The sequence below is a fragment of the Pedobacter sp. genome (genome assembly GCF_035566355.1).
Lineage (GTDB): Bacteria > Bacteroidota > Bacteroidia > Sphingobacteriales > Sphingobacteriaceae > Pedobacter.
The window spans coordinates 1-19,658 of record NZ_DATMRL010000459.1 but is presented as its reverse complement, the minus strand read 5'-3'; the positions used below and the strand labels follow the sequence as shown (position 1 = coordinate 19,658).

The following is a 19,658-nucleotide window of genomic DNA, read 5'->3' as shown; positions in this document are numbered from 1 at the left end:
TCAATGGTTTTTCCATTAAGCATATTCTCATACATAGAAATGTAGGCAGAAGCTCTCCTCAAAGGCTTTTCCATTTTGTACAGGCTTTTAAACATCGCCGTATCAACCGGCCAGACTCCATATCCTTGCCCGGAAGAATTGAACAGAATAAAGGAGGGTTTCTCCATACCTGCAACCTCTTTCAGGTTTAATTTTCCATCATTTAACTGTACGCTGATTTCCTGGCTATAATTGGGATAAAAAAAGGTCAGTTCAAAAATCTGTGGCCAAACGCGTTTATTTCCATATTCTGGCTTCTGAGTGATGACAAAACTGGTGATCTTGTTGTCTTTGACCTCCAGGTTGTAATCGATCAGGGGCCGGCCGGTTTCGTTGACCCACACTTTATTCCAGGTTTGCAGATCTACAGGTGCGTATTTCCCAAGGATATTGATTAAATCCGGCCAGGATGCATTACCACCCGCAAATTTCTTCAGGTATTCCCTAACTCCTTTCTGGAACATTTCAGCGCCCATCATCCTTTCCAGTTGCCGCATCATAACCGGAGCTTTATGATAAATGATATTTCCATACAAACTACCCGCATCTTTTAGGTTGTCCAAATCCTGCCTGATGGGATTAGAACCAGCTGTACGGTCTACATTATAGGCTGCAGGAAAATGATCTACTAAAAACTTCAGGTCAAATTCATCTGTTCCTCCTGCATCCGCATTGCTTTTGTCTGCCATAAAATTGGCAAATACCTCTTTCATCCAAACATCAGTAAACCAGTTCATCGTCACCATATCCCCAAACCACATATGAGCCGTTTCATGAGCAATCAGATTATTTCTCGCATTAATCTGGTCTTTTGTAGCCCCGTTATCCAGAAAAAGTGAAGATGCTTTATACTGTATGGCTCCAGGGTGTTCCATACCGCCGAATTGAAAATCCGGAATTGCCACAAATCCAAACTTTTGGAAAGGATAAGCGATCCCGGTCCATTCCTGAAAGTATTTTAGAGCATCTGTATGAATGGTAAAAATCTCCGGGATACTTTTATTCAGTTTCGCCGTGTCTGTTTCTCTGAATAAAAACGAAGTTTTAAATGCAGAAACCAAGCCCTCTGTTTGTCGGAAATCTCCGGCAGCAAAAGCGAAAAGATAGGTACTGAGTAAATCCGAAGTCTTAAAATGATAAGTTTTCTGGCCGTCCTTCACAACGGAGTCTTTTAAAGTACCATTAGCCAGGGCTTTCCATTGTTCAGGAATCCGCAGCGTAAGCGCAAAGGTGGCTTTCAGATCCGGCTGATCAAAACATGGAAAAACAGTTCTGGCCCGGTCTGGAACAAACAAAGTATACAGATAATCGGCATTTCTGTTTAAAGCACCCTCTCCTGCCTGAAAGTCTATGCGTACCTCATTTTTTCCTGGTTTAAGGTATTTCTGGCCAATCACCAGGTGTTCTTTCACCAACTGAACAGCAACAGGTTTGTTATTGACCATGATGGTCTTGACCTTATCCGGATTTTCTTTAAAGTCAAGTTGCAATGGATAGGCTAAACTGGCCAGCTGAAAATTCAATACCGCCCTGGCCTGTATGGCCTCACTTTTCTGTGCAGGAATCGTAAACTCCAGGCTATACTGTACCTTACTGATCACCGATTTCCGGTACTCTGCAAGTTTTTTGGACACACCCACTTCTACGATAGGCTCAGTGGTTGTTTTAGCAGTCTGGCAAATCGACCTTTCTGAATAACTTGTGAACAGGAGGAGCGTTAAAAATGTGGGATACAGGAGAGTTTTACGCATACCGGACATAAACGTTTGTTATTAAAGATGAAGGTTTTACTGGAAGAGCGGAATTTCTTATAGCTAAAATACAATAATTTAAACACATATGTAGTTTGGTTTGTAATTTGATAAGACAATTACTCAGAAAACTGCCTTTTAATCATTAAATTTGAGAACAGACCTATATTTATATGGCATTTATTGACTATTACAACATACTGGGCATTGATAAGAAAGCCACAGCTGACGAAATCAAGAAAGCTTACAGAAAGCTGGCAAGAAAATATCACCCGGATTTAAATCCCAACGACAAAGAGGCAAACAAACAGTTCCAGCTGATCAATGAAGCTAATGAAGTGCTCAGCGATGCCGAAAAACGCAAGAAATATGATGAACATGGGGAGCATTGGAAACATGCGGATGAATTTGAAAAAGCAAAACAGTCTCAGCGTTCACAGCAGCAACACACTGGCCAAAACCCTTTTGAAGGAGGGGGATATGCTGGTGCGGATTTTGGCGGCGGCGATTTCTCTGATTTTTTCGAGTCGATGTTTGGTGGAGCAGGACGTTCGCAACGAAGCAGCACTAAATATAAAGGACAGGATTACCAGGCTGAACTACAATTACCTTTAAGGGAGGCATATACTACTCATAAAAGAACCCTGACTGTAAACGGCAAGAATCTTCGCATCACTATACCCGCTGGTATTGCCCACGCACAGGTCATTAAATTAAAAGGCCAGGGTGCACCCGGCGTAAACGGCGGCCCTAACGGCGATTTATACATCACGTTTAACATTGCAGACGACCCGGTATTCAAACGTTTAAACGATGATTTATATGAAACCGTAGAGATTGACCTTTACACTGCAGTTCTGGGTGGAGAAGCCACAATAGAGACCCTAAGCGGCAAAGTAAAGCTAAAAATTGCACCTGGCACACAGAACAATACCAAAGTAAGATTAAAAGGAAAAGGCTTTCCTGTGTATAAAAAAGAGGGCGAATTTGGCAACCTTTTTGTAACCTATACCATAAAAATTCCGGTTAATCTTACAGAGAAACAGCAAGAGTTGTTTAAAGAACTGGCTAAATCTTAAATAAAATGGAATCTATGCAACCAGAATTGATTAAAATCACAGAATATTGCATCAATTATAATATAGAACCGGAATTCATCATTTCTCTTGAAGAGTCGGGAATTATATTACTTACTCTTATTGATAACGATAAATTTATCCATGAAGACCAGTTTGGCGAGGTAGAGCGGTATATCCACCTGCATTATGACCTGCACATCAATATCGAAGGAATTGATGCCATCAGACATCTCTTAACTCGGGTCAGTGATATGCAGCACGAAATTGACAGGCTAAGAAACCGCCTCCACCTTCATGAAAATGCTTAATTTTCGTATACCTCTGGGTTTACGATATTCGGAAGTCGCTGACCTTTTAACCCGGCAATAATATTTTTTGCCGCCAGGACGGCCATAGCATCCCGGGTTTGCACAGTGGCAGAACCAATATGTGGCAATATGGAAACATTTGGCATATCCAGTAAAGGATTGTCCGGATGCATAGGCTCCGGATTTGTCACATCCAATCCGGCACCCCATATCAAACCTTCTTCCAGTGCTCTTTTAAGATCTTCTTCGTTGTGTATTGCTCCTCTTGCCGTATTGATAAATACCGCTTCAGGCTTCATCCGGCTAAAGATATGATAATCAAACACACCTCTGGTTTTAGGCGTAAGGGCGGTATGAACCGTTAGTACATCGCTGTTTTTAACAAGTTCATCGAAGGAGACTTTTACCGCTCCCAATTCCTTTTCCGCCTCTTCATTATGGTGCCTGTTATGATAAATGATATCCATATGATAAGCGCCCTTACAGCGTCTGGCCATTTCAGTTCCGATCTTACCCAGGCCGTACACCCCAAGCGTTTTCCCATAAAGCTCTATCCCAAGATTTGCTGTAGGCTCAAAAAAGCCCCACTTGCCCTGCTGAATCTGTTTATGCATATAAAAAGCCTTACGAGAGGTAGCAAGCATCAGTAAAAACGCCGTATCTGCTGTCGCAGCACTCAAGACCCCCGGGGTATTCCCGACCGGTATTTTTAGTTTTGTAGCTTCCTCTATATCTACATTGTCATAACCCACAGAGTGTAAAGCGATCACCTTAAGATGTCTGCAGGCATTTAAAAATGCAGCATCTAACCTGCTGCTTACACTCAGCAGGGCATCTTTCCCTATACAATGATCAATTAGTTCCTGCTTACTTAACGCTCTTTTTTCTGTCCAGACGGTCACTTCCAAACCTGCCTCTCTCAACAGTTTCATTCCCGCTTCTGGAATTATTCTCGGAATAAATACTTTCATTTAATTTTTTTATAGTAATGAAACAATCAGTGACTCCACATGAGGGTTTCCTAATCTAATCAACTTTTTTTTTCCAGTTCTCTCTCAGCTGGTCTTTTTCCTCTGCAAGATCCTTCGCTTTATCAATGGAATGTGATTTATGAATATCCTGATCTCTTTCCGCTTTATCAGAAAGCTCCTGATAATACTTATGCAGCACATCCAGTTCGAGCTCTGTCAGGTCCTCTATATCCACCATCCGGTTACTTGCGTACCTGCTGGCAGCAATCAATTCATTCAATTTCAACTGGATAGCTTTTGAATCTTTATTTTGAGATTTTTGAATCAGGAACACCATCAGAAAGGTAACAATCGTAGTGCCTGTATTGATAATTAGCTGCCAGGTATCCGAATAATGAAAGATCGGCCCTGTAATACCCCAGATCAGTATAACAGTAAATGCAATTCCAAATGCTGTTGAACTACCTGTCCAGCAGGTAATTTTAGTAGAAAATCGCTCAAACAAACTTTCCTTAGATTTCTTCATGTCGCAGAATAATTTAAAACCTACAACATTTTCAGTTCTTAAAAGTTTCGATCTTTCTAAAAGAAAAGAGGATGTTCAGAAGAGGTCATTTCTTAGCGAGATCTTACAGAACATCCTCATTAATCTACTTTTTATATTCCTGGAGTAAAGTATCCATATCCGCCATCAACTTCTTCACATCTTCTTCTACAGTACCGTCATAAGCTCCTCTGATCCGTTTCTCTTTATCTACCAGTACCAAATAACCTTGATGGATAAAACCACCTGGCGATTCTTTATCTTCCTTTACAGAAACCAGATAGTTTCTTTCCGCCAGCGCATAAACTTCATCCCTGCTTCCCCACAGAAATTCCCACTGCGTACCTTTAATACCCAATTTACTGGCATAGGCTTTCATTCTTGAAGGAACATCATATTTTGCATCTATGGTATGCGAAGCAAGTTTCACCTCCGGATTATTTTCATACTTCTTGTACACCTTCAATAAATTCCGGTGCATAGTAGGGCAAATGGTTGGACAAGAGGTAAAAAAGAAGTCAGCCACATAAATCTTCCCATCAAAATCTTTATTGGTGACCTCAACGCTATCCTGATTAAGGAATTTAAAGGGCGCTATCGTCTTAAAAATCGTATCCTGAACTGTTTTACCCTCCACCAGCTTTTCGTTGATCTCAGCCTGTAAAAAAGGTAAACGCTGAGGTTTATCTTTGCAGCTTATAAGAAACAGAAAAGCAATTGCTATAAACAAACCACTAAACCTCATGATTTTTTCAATTTATCCAGGTAAGCGCCTGAGGTTTTTATCTCCTGTTTATACAAGCTATCAATACTGGTGATCTTCGACTTTTCTTCCTTGAAGTACTTTATAGCTTCTTCGTTTGACTTTCCGGTCACATCCGGCTCAAACTGATGCATCCAGTCATTCATCCGGTCTTCTGCAGTACCCAGACTGGATTTTAACTGCTCCATTTCTTTTCTTGCGGCTGCAGTGTCGAGTGAGGGCCGGCTCTTTTTCAGACCCGTTAAATTTTTAAGTAAGGAGTCCAGTTTCATCTGGTTATTAACCACCACCCCGTGGTCCTGCATCACCACATCATGGAACTTCATGACCTCGTCGCGTTCTGCTTTATAATCTGGTTTCGGAGTACACGCAACAGCCAGTATTGCACAAGCCAGTACGCCTGATATTTTATTCATGGTATCTTAATTTTGTTGTAAATAATTCTTTCAGCAGCAGCAATTCACTGTGCCAAAAACGGTAAAAAAAAATGAAAATTTTAAGCCGCAGCAGGTGGCGGATGGAAGACCGAAACCGGATCTGATTTTGGCAAATCTGTTCCTGCCGGAATATAAAAATGACGCTCGCTGACCAGGTATCTTTTGAACACAATACGGAGTGGAACAAGAGCTTCCTGAACCAGCATTTTCTGCTCTTGTTTTTCCTGTTTCTGCTCCTTCTCTTCTGCTTGTTTCAGCTTCTTCATGAGGTAGCATTTTCCGTTACAGTGCAGCTGAGGTTTGTCTTTATTTACACAAAATTCTTCAGCAATATAATCCCTGTTCAGCTCATAACCCGCGAACAAAAATAAGCTCGACAAATTCGCCGCGAGGGAAAAAAAGATCAGTGATATTGCAGTTAAACGGGTAAACATTCTGAGCGCAAATATACATAAACGAACGCTCCGAGGCGAAGATTTATTTACTCATTTAAGTCCAGATTTTCCGTTTTTTCTTAAAAAAAACGTTGAGCCATTCCTGCGCCAAATTTTATAAATTCAAAAATACAATATTGACAAATAGGCATTTATAACCATCAACTAAACAAAAACTCAATTCCTAAAAATTTTTAGGAACATTTTTTAAATATCTATATATCTATAAATTATGATATTTAAATAAACTAAAAATTAATATAGAAATTTATTACCGTATTTTAGATTTTAAGCAAGCATATCTTGAGGTCTCACACCAAGCAAAGCATAAAAAGTATTGCTAAAAGTAGAGACGCTTTCGTACCCTACCCTATAGGCTACACTCTTTACGCTTTCTCCGTCTAATGACAAAAGTTCTACCGCCTTAATGATTTTCATCAGCTTAACATACCCGGCAAAAGTGATCCCGGTATCCTTCTTAAACAGACGTTCCATCGTACGAACGGAAAGGTTAAATTGAGCTGCAATCTGAGTTGATTTAAGCTGTACAGAAAGTGGGTCTGAAAGGTAGCTGACTATGTCTGAAATACGGGGGTTCCGGGGCACCGGAAGCGCCAGTGGAATGGCCTGTTTAAAGCTCAGTGGAAGGATGCTTTTCAACCCTCTCAAAAAGTCAAATTCGACCGGATCTTTTTCTTCCAGCCTTGACCATTGCTCCGTAAAAAAAATCATTTCCCTTAACACTTTTGGGGTATGAAAAATGTTCAGTTCTTTAAAAAAAGTCAGCTCCTCATTAACCGTAAAAAAAAGACATCGAAGGTATACCTGACTGGCTGGTGAAGAACTCCGGTGCGCTACTCCCGGAGGGATCCAGGCACAGTGGTGAGTAGGCAAAAGATAGGTCCTGTTTTCTGTATGTAAATACTGAACTCCCTTTTCTACATAGATGAGTTGCCCCATGTGATGGGTATGCCACTCCTCGGAAAATTTCCAGTCTGCTTCATGCCAAACATAAGCCTCCTTATCTACAGCATCTACTGTCAGATGACAAAATCTCGCTTTATCCATTTGTCGTTTTTTAACATGTAATTGGCAAAGATAGATATTTAAACACAGGTGATATTGCAGACCTTTGCCTCTGTTATTTAAGAACAAACCCATATGAGTTTAATAGATTTAATTAAAAAAGGCTGCCTTGCAGGAATTTTATTCCTATCAAGCCTGCCTCTAACCACACTAGCCGTCATGAAAGAGCAAACCGATACCCGTATACTGGTACTATTTAACACAGAACAGGGTGGCACTTACAAATTGGCCCAGGCCATAGCAACAGGGATTGAAAAACTGGAAGGCACAAAAGCCATCCTTAAACAGGTACCCAGAATAAAAGGCCTGGAAAATGAAAGTAAAATGCCTTTTGCTAATATCCCTTATGCTCATATTAGCGACCTCACCGCTTATGACGGTATCGCTTTTGGCTCAGCCGTTCATTTTGGCAATATGAGTGCGGATATGCGTTATTTTCTGGACCAGTCTGTGGCCATCTGGACAGCAAGAAAACTGGAGGGTATTCCTGCTACTGTATTCATGTCCGCAGGCAGTGGAGCAGGAAGGGAAGCCGCTATACTTTCATTCTGGAATACTTTAGCTATTCACGGAATGACGCTGGTCCCTACCGGGATCATGGGGAGCGGAGAAATTGACAAAAGTATTCCACAAGGCAATACTTCATTTGGTACAACCTCCCTGGCAGGTGCCCCGGGATCTCCTCGTCCCTCTTCGGGAGAACTACAATTAGCGACATTACAGGGTTATGCATTGGCCAAAGCAGCAAAAGGTCAGCAACTTTTAAAAAACAGCATGAATACTAAACTACCGGAAAGCGACCATATTGAAGCCCAATTGCGAAAACTAGGCATTACACTCCCAGACGCACCTAAACCAGTCGGAAATTATAAACCATACAAAGTATCAGGAAAACTGGTTTTCATTAATCAGATCGCTTTAAAACAAGGAAAAATAGAATATGCCGGAAAGATTGAAGAAGAGGTCACCGAAGAACAGGCAAAAATGGCCACCAGGCAAACGCTTCTTAATATTCTTGCAGTATTAAAAGAGGCTGCAGGCGGTAACCTGGACCATGTTAAGCAAGCGGTACAATTGACGGGATATTTCTATACCCCTGCCGGCTATGCTAAACATGCTATGCTCATGAATGAGGCTTCTGACTTATTGGGGAGTATTTTTAAGGAGAAGGGTTTACACACCCGTGCAACTATCGGGGCTTCTTCCCTGCCAATGAATTCTCCGGTGGAGATTCAAGCTGTTTTTGAATTGGAATAAGTAAAAAACAGAACATTCTAAACCTATCCGAAAGGGCAATTGTCACATCTTTTGCCCTTTTTGTATTTCTCACAGCATTCTTTCTTTTTCTTTTTATCTTTCTTAGAATGCTTTTTGTGTTCTTTATCTTTCTTTCCCACTTTAATCTGGTTCTATTTTACAAATGAACCTGTCAGCGTTTTTAGCGCTGACAGGCTTTATATTTCACCAGAATTAAACTGGTCTGTTATTCTCCGGCTTCGTTACCGTAGTGGATTTTACCCACATGTTTGTCGATCTCCCATCTACCTGTACCTTCTTCACCAATCAGATCAAACAATTCCAGGGCTCTTCTGGCTTTATATTCTTCTTCTCTTTGCTCTTTAAAGAACCAGTTTAAGAATTCTACCGTTACGTAATCCTGTTCCTTATGGCAACGCGCTGCTATATTTTTGATGGACTGCGTTACGCTGATCTCCTGATCCAGGGCTTCTTCGAAAATTTCCCGGAAAGAATTGTATTCTATCTTCACATTGGTAATTTCAGGAGACAAAGCAGTTCCTCCCATATCCAATACATATCTGAAGAATTTCATCTGGTGCTGTCTTTCTTCTTCTGCCTGTTTAAAAAAGTATTCAGCAGAATTGTCAAAACCATTTCTGTCACACCATGATGCCATAGAAAGATAAGCGGATGAAGACTGCGCTTCTTTCTTGATCTGCTGGTTTAACAAAGTCTCTACATCTGCAGAGATTAAACTTTTTACTCGAATGATATCTTTCATGGCCTCTTGATTTAATTTTTTCAATAATGTATAAATCAAAAATAGTGCTATAAATTTAAATTAAAGCATCGGAGAACAATATGGAAAGAGTCTAAAACCAGTTAAGCCAGGAATTAAGCCGCTATTCTGTATAAGCGATCGTGCAGGATCTGGTTCAGGCTTAACATCACAAAGGTACCTTCAAGCAATTCTTTAAAAGAAATGATCTCCAGCAGGGTCAATACGTAACAATGCTCACAAGCACAAATAAATACAATCTCCACATCAGCCGTTTTTGAACTGTTCAGTAAAATTTCTTCAATATCAATCGCATAGATTGCTTTTTTCAATTTAAGAATATTCCTGTAGTCAAATTTAGCCATCTTTCCTGCAAAGTCAACATACCAGCATTTTTCACTGTCAGACTGATAAACAGCACCCTTAATTGTACTATAAACTTCGGCTAAATGAGTAGAGACTTCCAGAGTTGTGTTTTGCATTATTTGTTAAATATGATGCAAAGGAAAGTATTATATAGAATTAATCCAAATTATAAATATAATAATTCTAAATAAGACACTCTTTTTAACAATACTCCGGAAATCTCTTCCTGTTTAAGATGACTAATGGCTTCTACTTCATCAATTCACCCAATTTCTTATTCAATGCCTCACCTCTCAAATCCTTGCCGACCACTTTGCCGTCCGGGCCTATCAAAAAACTAGCAGGCACAGCCTTCACTCCATATTCAGCAGCCGCAGCATTTGCCCAGCCCTTCAAGTCAGAAACATGCGTCCAGGTCAATCCGTCTGCAGCAATCGCCTTTAGCCAGGATTCTTTATTAGAGTCCAGTGAAACACCCAACACTTCAAAACCTTTATCATGATATTTCTTATAGGCCGCTACTACATTTGGATTTTCTTTCCTGCAAGGCCCACACCAGCTTGCCCAGAAATCAACCATTACGTATTTTCCTTTAAAATCAGACAGATGAACAATTTTTCCATCCTTATCTGCCATAGCAATTGCAGGAGCAATCTGACCAGTAGCCGTTTTCTCATCCAGCGCAAAAGCATGGGTGATCTGTTGGCCAATTAAAGATTTCTGTACCTTCGGGCTTAAGATCGAAAACAAAGATCTGGCTACCGGAAAATTAGGATAAGCAATAAAACGATCATAAATAATGGCGGCCGAGCCAACCGATCCCGGGTGTTGACTAACATAATCCTTTACAGCAGCCTGATTTAATGTATCCAGAACTCTGAATTCCCCATCAAAACCAGCTCTGGTCAAAGAGTCTGGTTTAACCTTCCCCCCCTGCTCCACCTTGTCCAATCTCTGATAAATATCACCGGCCTTTTTCGTAATAGCCTTCCATGGACCATTGTAAAAACCCAGATAAACATTTTGGCTTTCAGAACCGGTAATGACCGCTTTATTCAAAGAATCCTTCGATCCGGCAAAGGTAATGGCTGCATTTTCCAAAAGAAAAGTCGAGGGATTTTTAATCCCTTTCATCTTAATGGAATAAAATTGCGGGCTAACCACCTTTCCCTTGAATTGAAAATTCCCCTCCGAACTTAAAACAGTCGAATCCGTAATCACTTTTTTATTCTCATTTTCATGTTCCAAATAAACTTTACCCGATGAGGCTCCTTTTATGGTTCCTTTTATGACGTAATTGTTGTTTTGCGCTGAAACCTGTCCAACACAAAAAAGCCCTGTTGCGGCTATAGCCACGAATTTAAATTTCATATTCTGTTTATTTTTAAAGATTTGGTCAATTACCAGCCTGGGTTATTAGGTTTCAGGTTAGGATTTTTGTCAATTTCAGTTTGGTAAATTGGGAAAAGATAGAATTTAGGATCAAAGTTTCTGTCTTGTACTTTTACCTGGGTATATACTCTAGGGCCATTGCCAGTTTGGGTAATAGAAATACCGTTAAGTGGTGTTCCTAGTTTTTCAGGCCCGAGTTTCCATCTGCGGATGTCCCATAAACGAGTGCCCTCAAAAGCAAGTTCAATAGTCCGCTCGTGCCTGATCTTATCCCTGCTTATTGCCCCTGAAGCAACAGGTGGCATACCTACTCTGGCTCTAACCTGGTTTACATAGGTTCTCGCCTCTTCTGTTTGTCCCAATTCAAAAGATGCTTCAGCCAGATTGAGCAAAATTTCGCCATACCTGATCAGAATATTGTTCTGTCCGCCTCCATAACTTGCCGACATATCAAATGGATTAAAAGCCGGATCTTCCATTTTTCTTAGCGCATAACCTGTAGTCAGGGCTGCGTAGTCTGGATTAAAATTAGAACCCGGCTTAAAATCCAATTTCACCCCTGTATAGACAGAGCCATCATACAATATACTGGCGTCGAATCTAGGATCACGGTTGGCATAGGGTTTGGTTTCGTCATACCCCGATCCAGATTCAGTAATCATTTTACCATTCGCCATTTCGTATTCATTGACAATATTTTGGGTAGGTTGATTTAAGGCATTTGGTCCGGGAGGCACCAAACCCCAGGGTAAATTGTAAAAATGAACGTTATAGCCCTGAAAATTCTGTTTATACTGATGATCAAAGATTACTTCAGTATTGTTATCATTAGCAGAAAAGAACATCTCCCCGTATTTTGGAAACAGCCCATAACCAGCTGATCCAGCTACAGCAACAACAGCTTTTGCCGCGTCATAAGCTTTCTGCCATTCTCCATTATAACTTGCTGCATACAACAATACCCTGCTTTTTAACGCCAGTGCCGCCCCCCGGGTTACACGGCCAACGTCTGCACCTGTATATTTATACGGAAGGTTAGCCCCAGTATTAATGGCATCCATTTCAGCTACAATAAAGTTAACAACCTCCTGATAACTGTTTCGGGCAACATTTAAATTTTCATCCAGATTCTGAGCATGAGTAATCAAAGGCACTGAACCAAAATAATTGATCAGGTTGGCATACTGAAAAGCCCTGATGAACCTGGCCTGATCTGCTGTTTTTTTCTTAAAAGCAGTACTGGCTGGCAACCGGTTTACATTTTCAAGGTAAATATTACACCTTCTGATGCTCGTATATGAATAGTCATAAGCATTTGAAATGGAATACGGGACACTCGAAGCCAGAAATGTCCCATTATAGATGCTCACATTTCCGCTGGAATACAATTCATCTGTATAAGCATCTGTCATGGTCCCTCCAAATTGCGTAGGAAGTGTTGCATATAGGTTGTTGAGGAATAAACCTGCCAAAGTAGAGTCCCTCCAAACATCTTCATCACTGTATTTATCAAGGGGTTTACTGTCCAGAAAATCCTTCTTGCAACCGGCTACAACCAACAGCAACAGGGTAAATACTATTAAATATCTTTTCATCTGTGTATTTCTTAAAATTTAACACTTAAACCAATATTGTATAACTTTTGGATCAGATAAGAATCCGCTCCAAAAGCTGAGAAAGCAGCCTCAGGATCCACATCCTTTAATCCGGTAACGGTAAACAGGTTGGTTCCGCTCACATAGATCCTCACGCTGGAAAGCTTAACCTTCGACAATACGGAGGCCGGAAGATTATAGGCCAGCTCAAGATTCTTTAAACGGGCATAAGATCCATTTTGAAGCCAATAGGTGGAGGGTGCCTGGTTATTCAAATTGGCACTAAACAATCTTGGATAGCTCGCATTAGGGTTGGAAGGTGTCCATCGGTCCAGATGTTTTTCAGAGGGCACCCCATTATTGGTGAACGCCCATTCACTCAGTCCGGTCATATATTTTTGAACGTTTGCAGCGCCCTGGATCAATAGATTCAAATCAAATCCTTTATAGGAAGCACCCAGGCTAAGTCCGTAAACAATTCCCGGATAATCTCCTTTTCCCATTACAGTCCGGTCAGCTGGTGTGATTTTACCATCTCCGTTAAGATCTTTATATTTTATATCTCCAGGAGCCGCATTTGAATACAACGGTGTTGGACCAGCTTTAATTTCCTCAGCACTTTGGTATAAACCCTCTGCCACATAACCTAAGAAACTGGACATACCATAAGGTAAAATGGTGAGTGGCCTCCCTATAGCACTTTGATAAGACAGATAACCAGCCGGCTCAGGCGTATAAATCAGCTTATTTTTGTTAAGCGTAAGGTTTGGTTTTACTGAATATCTGACTTGTCCAATTTTGTTCTCATGTGTAATGGCTACCTCTATTCCATTATTGTCAACTACCGCAAGATTTTCAGATGGCAGTGAACCACCTACTGTAGCAGGTACAGAGAAGGCTCGGGTAGAAAGTATATCTTTCGTACGTTTATGGAAGGCGTCAAATTCAATACCCAGCAGGTTATTGAATAGTTTTGCTTCAAATCCCAGGTTCACGATATTGGCTTTTTCCCAGGTAAAAGAAACATTTGGAATTACGCCTGGTACCAAGGCCTGTAAGTCGACGTTCCCAAAAGTATAATAACCGTCGAGACCGGTACCCAGACTATACGTGTTCAAGTATTGGTATTGCCCAACCCGGTCATTACCCAATTGACCATAAGAAGCTCTGATTTTCAAAAAATTAATAGTTTTAACATCCTTTAGAAAGGACTCTTCAGACAGTATCCAGCCCGCAGAAACAGAAGGAAAAAAACCAAAACGGTCAGACTTGGGAAAAACATCCGACCCATCATATCTGAAACTGGATTCAAAAAGATATTTGCCTTCATAATTATAACTAACTCTTCCAACCGCACTCTGCCGTGCATTTTTAAAGGCAGTTCCCGTAGTGACCGCTGTAGTAGGATCTCCAGCAAAAAGCTGATCTATTGCCGCTGAAGGAAAGTTGGTTCTGGAACCAAGAAGATAATCGCCCTGATTCTGTGTCTGCGTATACAGAGCCATAGCACTGATGGCATGCCTACCAAATGTACGTTGATAATTCAGGGAGGCTTCTGCCACTAAAGTTTCCCTCTGATTAAAGGTTTCTGTTAGTGAAGCTTTGGTTTGCCCGGTGGTTTTGGTACTATAGCTACCATCATTATTGCGTATCGCGGTTAAATAGGGCTGATTAAAAGTCTTAGATGTTCCATAATACTTGTTATAAGATAAGGTTCCTTTAGCAGAAAGTCCAGGAACAAAAGGCATAGTATAGATCAGGGATCCTACACTTTCAAATACATTTTGAGTTGATACGGAATAACCGTTAGCACCATTCGCCATTAAGTAAGGACTTCCGTTAACCAATGTACTGAAGCCATTGGGAATAGTGACGTAGTTATATAGCCCATTCGAGAACTGACTGGGCACCAATGGCGAAATTTCTCTGTAATAACTGGTTACACCATTTGCAGATTGCCCCGTATATTTTTCCTGCCGGCCATTAAGGTTTAAGCTCAATTTCAGATTCTTATTGATATCTGCATCCAGGTTAGACCTTAAAGAGTATTGTTTATAGCCGGAAATAGCATAAGCGCCATCCTGATCAAGGTAACCAGCAGAGATAAAGTATTTTGATTTTTCAGTTCCTCCGTTCAAACTTAGATTATGACGCTGCTGAAATGCAGATGACTTCATCAATGCAGAGTACCAGTTGGTATTTGCGTACAGATCTGGATTTGAACCGCTCTTGATCATTTCGAGCTGAGCATCAGTATACCCCTTACCTGCAGAGGGATTAAAACTACCTTCGTTATGATATAATTCATTGGCCAGCGTTGCATAAGTATAGGAATCAACCAGTTTAGCAAGTTGGGTGGGTTTTTGCCAGCCTCCGTTAAAAGTATAATTTAATACTGTTTTACCTTGCTCTCCTCTTTTAGTCGTAATTAAAATGACCCCATTGGCGGCTCTTGCTCCATATACCGCAGCTGTTCCAGCATCTTTAAGAACAGAAATAGATGCAATATCATTGGGATCAATATGTGGTAGCTGTGCAGTAGCAATATTACCGGAACGATCTACAGCCTCTTGCGGAATTCCATCTATGACGATTAAAGGAGAAGAATTGGTACTGGAACTCAGCCCCCGCACCAATAAACGGGAATCGTCATAACCTGGCTGCCCCGAGCCCTGATAAGCAATAAGACCAGGTAAACGTCCTGCCAAAGAATTGGAAACATTAGCCGAAGGGCTCTGCTTTAGCTCCTCCCCACTCACTGTAGCAACAGAACCTGTAATCGATACCTTCTTTTGGCTTGTGTATCCCAATACCACCACTTCCATTAAATTTCCAGAAGCATAACTCAATACAATCTTCTGAGATACTTCTTTGTCATAAAAGACTTCTTTAGTTGTAAAGCCTAAATGTGTAAAGACAAGATACCGGCTGTTCTGATCAGGGATCTCCAGTGAAAAATGCCCGTTTTCATCCGTAGCAGTCGAATATTTATTGCTCCCTTTGAGCATTACGGTAACCCCACCCAAAGGAATCCCTTCTTCATCCACAACCTGCCCACCTAACCGGATTGGAATATGCTTGCCCAGATTTGCAGGTAAAATTTCTTTCCTTTTGGTAATCAGGATATTTTGACCTACCTGTTTAAAACTAAAGGAGGTATTGCTCAACAAAATTTGTAAAACCTCTTCAACGGTCCGGTCCTTATAGTTTAAAGTCAATGTATTTAACTCTTTAACCTCCTCGTTCCTGTACAAAAACCGAAAAGGCGTGTTCTTCTCAATTTTATCAATGACAGAGAGGAAAGACTCCTGGTTAAGCTGGACCGAAATATGGACGTTACTAATAGATTGTGCTTTAACATTCAATGCAAAAAGGAACTGCATCGATGTAATGGATAAAATAGCGATTACTAAGCTGATACGCATAACCTGACGAATTAAATATCGTTTATCAAAGGCAGCGCCATGGAAAGGGTAATATCCATGCCTGCCTTCTGCTTTTTGTGCAGAAAAAATCATACTTTTGAATGTTTTAAGTGGTCGAAAAATTATTTAAAGCGCGTTTGCTTTCGGCTGCAACCGGAAGCAAATTTGGGCTCTCTATTTATATGGAGAGCCTTTTTTCTATATCAGCAGGGGGTAGATTTCTTTCATGTTTTGGTTGGTTTATGGTTTAATTGATTAATTGTTTTAGTCATTACATCCTGTTCCAGAGATTACATATATACCTTTACGAAATTCGTAACTGGAACTATTGAAGGAACAAAGCAGGTCAAGTACGGACTCTATCTTTTCTGCTTTAAGTATGGTTCCGGTAAACCTGCATTTTTTTACCGCATTATTCGCAAAAGCAATTTTCACACTGAAACGTTGTTCCAGCAGCCTGGCAGCCTGTTCCATGGTCATATCATCAAAGAAAAGGTCTTTGGCTTGCCATTCTATGGCTTTGAGCGCAGGCACATTAAGCTGAACCTTTTTCTCCTCTGTTTTATTAAACACCAATTGCTGGTTAGGCGTAATTACACCCAGGGTTTGCTTCTGATCCTGCACACTCACCTTGCCCCGGGTTACCGTTACCGTAACCTTTTCTTCGTTAGAATAGGCCTTAATGTTAAAAGCAGTTCCTAAAACAGTGGTTTTAATTTTTCCGGTATGGACAATGAAGGACTTTTCCTGATCATGTTTCACGTCAAAATATCCTTCACCTGTTAAAACAACTTCTCTTGTCTTTCCAAATACGGCCGGATATTCAAGTTTACTATTTTGATTCAAGACAACAGTACTCCCATCAGGCAATTTAACAAGCTGATGTTTATCTGAAGCGGTGATGGTGCTTCGGATTTGACTACCTGTAGTCACCAGGGATATGGGTTCTGATGAAGGCGGTGCCCACTTGTATTTAATCAAAAGCCCAGCTGAAACCAACAGGAGCACCGCTGCCGCTACCTTAAGAAAAGGCCTCCAATTGAATCTGCGTGGATTGGCTGGCACCTGATCCTGCTGCACAATATGTTGAAAAATCCTGGAAGAAGTGTCTTCAGACAGTTTTACTTCCGTTTGAACGTCCCAGCTCGCATTCATAAGACATTCGAGTTGGAAAGCATGGTCCGGATCCTGGATAAATGCCTCGAGCTCCAGCAATTCTGTTTTTGTACAGGCCTGCTGCAGGTTTTTATGATACAAGTAATTGAGTCTGGTCTCTTCCATCGATTTAAAAAGGTCCTTTTAACTGATGACAAGGCCGGGACAAAAAAGGATTAGTTAAAACAGAAAATATTTTAAAATAATTTTAGATGGACTTAAAAAGCGAGAGCAGAACCAATACCCCCATCAGTTCATTATGACCAGAAAGATAGCTTCGCATAGTTTTACCGGCTTGTTGCAGATGCGCTTTTACTGTGTTTTTAGAAATGTTCAGCTGAATGGCAACTTCTTCTGGCTTAATCCCTTCAATACGGCACATGTAATAGATTTGCCTTTGTTGCGGCGGAAGATTTTCCAGGGCCTTATGAACAATCTTAAGGGTATCTTTATAGCTGATCTCTTCCTCTACCTGATCATAGCCTTCGGTCCAGTTTTCTGTATGCAGGAGATTCGTTTTGATGGTTGCCAAATGCTTTTTCCAAATGTTCAGTGTGTGGTTGCGGCTCATCGTCCTTAAATAAGCTCCAAAATTCTCCACATCCCTAAGCTCTGCCCTTTTTAACCAGATTTTTAAAAATACATCCTGAACAACTTCTTCTGCGGCGGCTTCCTCATGAATAATCCTGAAAGCATAACCGTAAACTTTATGCTGATAGCGTTCGAAGAGCATCTTAAAGGCAGACTCGTTTCCATTGGCCACGAATTCCAATATTTCCTGCTCCGAATCGTCTTTTCTGATTAACACGAAGCTAAGGTATTGATAAATAAATTAATTCTAATAAACACTACCATTTTACTATAATATACATTTCAACATTCGCTCCCGGAAAAGAAAATTCCCCTAAATTTGTAAAATGAGTACGACCGGTTCCACAAATGACATTTTCGACAAAGTCCTTTCTTTTATCGACACCACCAATCAGAATATTTTTCTTACCGGAAAAGCCGGAACAGGAAAGACCACATTATTGAGAAAAATAAAGGAAACCAGCGCTAAAAAGATCGTCATTGTTGCTCCAACCGGAGTGGCCGCCATGAATGCAAAAGGTGTAACCATCAACTCCTTCTTTCAACTGCCCCCGGGCTCATTTTTCCCAGGTGACATTAGCCTGGAAAACCTTCAGGCCGGCATCCTTTCCATCAGTTCTATGGTTTCAGACCTCAGTTACACCCGGGAAAAAACCAAGCTTTTCAACGAATTGGAACTACTGGTTGTTGATGAGGTATCCATGGTACGTTGTGATCTACTTGACGTTATAGATGCCATTCTCAGAACCGTAAGAAAAAACAACCTGCCGTTTGGAGGCGTACAAGTGCTATTGATTGGCGATTTATACCAGCTCCCGCCAGTAACCAAGAGAGAAGACTGGGCTTTTTTGAACCGGGCTTATGCATCTCCTTATTTTTTCGAGGCTTTGGTGATCAGAAGAAATCCCTTGCTCCAGATCGAGCTCACCAATGTATTCCGTCAAACGGAACCTGAATTTATAAATATCCTGAATGACATCAGGAACAACCGGATCAATGAGAATGACCTGAGTCTGTTAAACCAAAGATATGAACCTTCTTTTAGCGCTTCTAACGAGCTCAATCCCATCATCATTACCTCGCACAACGCAGAAGCCAACACCATCAATAAAGAGAAACTGGATGAACTGCAGGGCCCGGAATACACTTTTGAAGGAGAGATCAGCGGGGAATTCCGTGACCTGAATCTTCAGGCCGAACAGAGTTTAAAATTAAAGGAAGGTGCGCAGATCATGTTCATTAAGAACGATACCGGCGACAACCGAAAGTTCTATAACGGCAAGATTGGAAAGGTAAAATCGATTATCGACGGAGAGATCATCATCTCTTTTCCACAGGAAGAGGACCTGTTACTGGAAAAATCGTCGTGGCAATCTTTCGAATACAAAACAGATACCGAAGAAGCCATTGTACAACAACAAGTAGGCGAATTCTCTCAGTATCCTATCAAACTGGCCTGGGCAGTAACGATTCACAAAAGTCAGGGACTCACTTTCGACAGCGCCATTATTGATGCTGGAAAATCTTTCGTTGCCGGGCAGGTATATGTGGCCTTAAGCCGTGTGAGAACTCTTCAGGGCCTGATTCTGAAATCGAAGATCACCACAGAAAGTTTAAGGTCCAATCCAGAAGTCCTGAACTACATGAAACCTGCAAAAGAAGAAGAACTCAGCAATATCCTGGTTACAGAACAGGAAAAGTATAT

The 19,658-nt window shown here is 41.0% G+C and carries 18 protein-coding genes; 4 read left to right on the top strand and 14 right to left on the bottom strand.

Features of this window, described 5'->3' with window-relative positions; genetic code table 11:
• The coding region (locus VNZ46_RS17745) for a M1 family aminopeptidase (RefSeq protein WP_325561373.1) at positions 1-1,790 on the bottom strand (1,790 nt) is incomplete at its 3' end.
• 173 nt (positions 1,791-1,963) lie between these two features.
• On the opposite strand from VNZ46_RS17745, the gene VNZ46_RS17740 reads away from it, so the two are divergent.
• Positions 1,964-2,869 carry a J domain-containing protein gene (locus VNZ46_RS17740; protein WP_325561372.1) on the top strand — a complete coding sequence of 302 codons (906 nt, stop codon included), beginning with the start codon at positions 1,964-1,966 and terminating at the stop codon, positions 2,867-2,869.
• A gap of 5 nt (positions 2,870-2,874) precedes the next feature.
• Positions 2,875-3,177 carry a chaperone modulator CbpM gene (locus tag VNZ46_RS17735; protein ID WP_325561371.1) on the top strand — a complete coding sequence of 101 codons (303 nt, stop codon included), beginning with the start codon at positions 2,875-2,877 and terminating at the stop codon, positions 3,175-3,177.
• On the opposite strand, the gene VNZ46_RS17730 is transcribed toward VNZ46_RS17735, so the two are convergent.
• From VNZ46_RS17730 to VNZ46_RS17705, 6 genes are all read right to left on the bottom strand, one after another.
• On the bottom strand, positions 3,174-4,148 hold the full coding sequence (locus VNZ46_RS17730; RefSeq protein WP_325561370.1) for a D-glycerate dehydrogenase: 975 nt from the start codon (positions 4,146-4,148) through the stop codon (positions 3,174-3,176). The genes VNZ46_RS17735 and VNZ46_RS17730 overlap by 4 nt on opposite strands.
• A 55-nt stretch (positions 4,149-4,203) precedes the next feature.
• Positions 4,204-4,674, bottom strand: a complete 471-nt coding sequence (locus VNZ46_RS17725) for a low affinity iron permease family protein (protein WP_325561369.1) — start codon at positions 4,672-4,674, stop codon at positions 4,204-4,206.
• A gap of 124 nt (positions 4,675-4,798) precedes the next feature.
• Positions 4,799-5,437: an SCO family protein gene (locus tag VNZ46_RS17720; RefSeq protein ID WP_325561368.1), complete on the bottom strand. Its 639-nt coding sequence runs from the start codon at positions 5,435-5,437 to the stop codon at positions 4,799-4,801.
• Complete coding sequence (locus VNZ46_RS17715) at positions 5,434-5,871, bottom strand: hypothetical protein (protein WP_325561367.1); 438 nt, start codon at positions 5,869-5,871, stop codon at positions 5,434-5,436. Before VNZ46_RS17715 ends, VNZ46_RS17720 begins: the two co-directional genes overlap by 4 nt.
• A gap of 80 nt (positions 5,872-5,951) precedes the next feature.
• Positions 5,952-6,326: a hypothetical protein gene (locus tag VNZ46_RS17710; protein WP_325561366.1), complete on the bottom strand. Its 375-nt coding sequence runs from the start codon at positions 6,324-6,326 to the stop codon at positions 5,952-5,954.
• Positions 6,327-6,614: 288 nt separating this feature from the next.
• Positions 6,615-7,394 (bottom strand): AraC family transcriptional regulator, encoded by a 780-nt coding sequence (locus VNZ46_RS17705; protein WP_199075777.1) that lies wholly within the window; start codon positions 7,392-7,394, stop codon positions 6,615-6,617.
• Positions 7,395-7,571: 177 nt separating this feature from the next.
• Here VNZ46_RS17705 and VNZ46_RS17700 point away from each other — a divergent pair, with 177 nt between their 5' ends.
• The gene (locus tag VNZ46_RS17700) at positions 7,572-8,669 is read left to right on the top strand and encodes an Atu1372/SO_1960 family protein (RefSeq protein ID WP_325561365.1); all 1,098 of its coding nucleotides are present in this window, start codon (positions 7,572-7,574) and stop codon (positions 8,667-8,669) included.
• Between the two features lie 226 nt (positions 8,670-8,895).
• On the opposite strand, the gene VNZ46_RS17695 is transcribed toward VNZ46_RS17700, so the two are convergent.
• The 7 genes from VNZ46_RS17695 to VNZ46_RS17665 form a co-directional block, all read right to left on the bottom strand.
• On the bottom strand, positions 8,896-9,432 hold the full coding sequence (locus VNZ46_RS17695) for a ferritin (protein WP_199075774.1): 537 nt from the start codon (positions 9,430-9,432) through the stop codon (positions 8,896-8,898).
• Positions 9,433-9,545: 113 nt separating this feature from the next.
• Positions 9,546-9,911: a hypothetical protein gene (locus tag VNZ46_RS17690; protein ID WP_325561364.1), complete on the bottom strand. Its 366-nt coding sequence runs from the start codon at positions 9,909-9,911 to the stop codon at positions 9,546-9,548.
• Positions 9,912-10,044: 133 nt separating this feature from the next.
• The gene (locus tag VNZ46_RS17685) at positions 10,045-11,166 is read right to left on the bottom strand and encodes a TlpA disulfide reductase family protein (RefSeq protein WP_325561363.1); all 1,122 of its coding nucleotides are present in this window, start codon (positions 11,164-11,166) and stop codon (positions 10,045-10,047) included.
• Between the two features lie 29 nt (positions 11,167-11,195).
• Complete coding sequence (locus tag VNZ46_RS17680) at positions 11,196-12,782, bottom strand: RagB/SusD family nutrient uptake outer membrane protein (protein WP_325561362.1); 1,587 nt, start codon at positions 12,780-12,782, stop codon at positions 11,196-11,198.
• Positions 12,783-12,793: 11 nt separating this feature from the next.
• The gene (locus VNZ46_RS17675; RefSeq protein WP_325561361.1) at positions 12,794-16,300 is read right to left on the bottom strand and encodes a TonB-dependent receptor; all 3,507 of its coding nucleotides are present in this window, start codon (positions 16,298-16,300) and stop codon (positions 12,794-12,796) included.
• A 171-nt stretch (positions 16,301-16,471) separates the two neighbouring features.
• Positions 16,472-17,488: a FecR family protein gene (locus VNZ46_RS17670; RefSeq protein ID WP_325561360.1), complete on the bottom strand. Its 1,017-nt coding sequence runs from the start codon at positions 17,486-17,488 to the stop codon at positions 16,472-16,474.
• A gap of 82 nt (positions 17,489-17,570) precedes the next feature.
• The gene (locus tag VNZ46_RS17665) at positions 17,571-18,170 is read right to left on the bottom strand and encodes an RNA polymerase sigma-70 factor (protein WP_325561359.1); all 600 of its coding nucleotides are present in this window, start codon (positions 18,168-18,170) and stop codon (positions 17,571-17,573) included.
• A gap of 109 nt (positions 18,171-18,279) precedes the next feature.
• Here VNZ46_RS17665 and VNZ46_RS17660 point away from each other — a divergent pair.
• Positions 18,280-19,658 (top strand): ATP-dependent DNA helicase (locus VNZ46_RS17660; protein WP_325561358.1); only part of this gene is annotated, 1,379 nt, incomplete at its 3' end.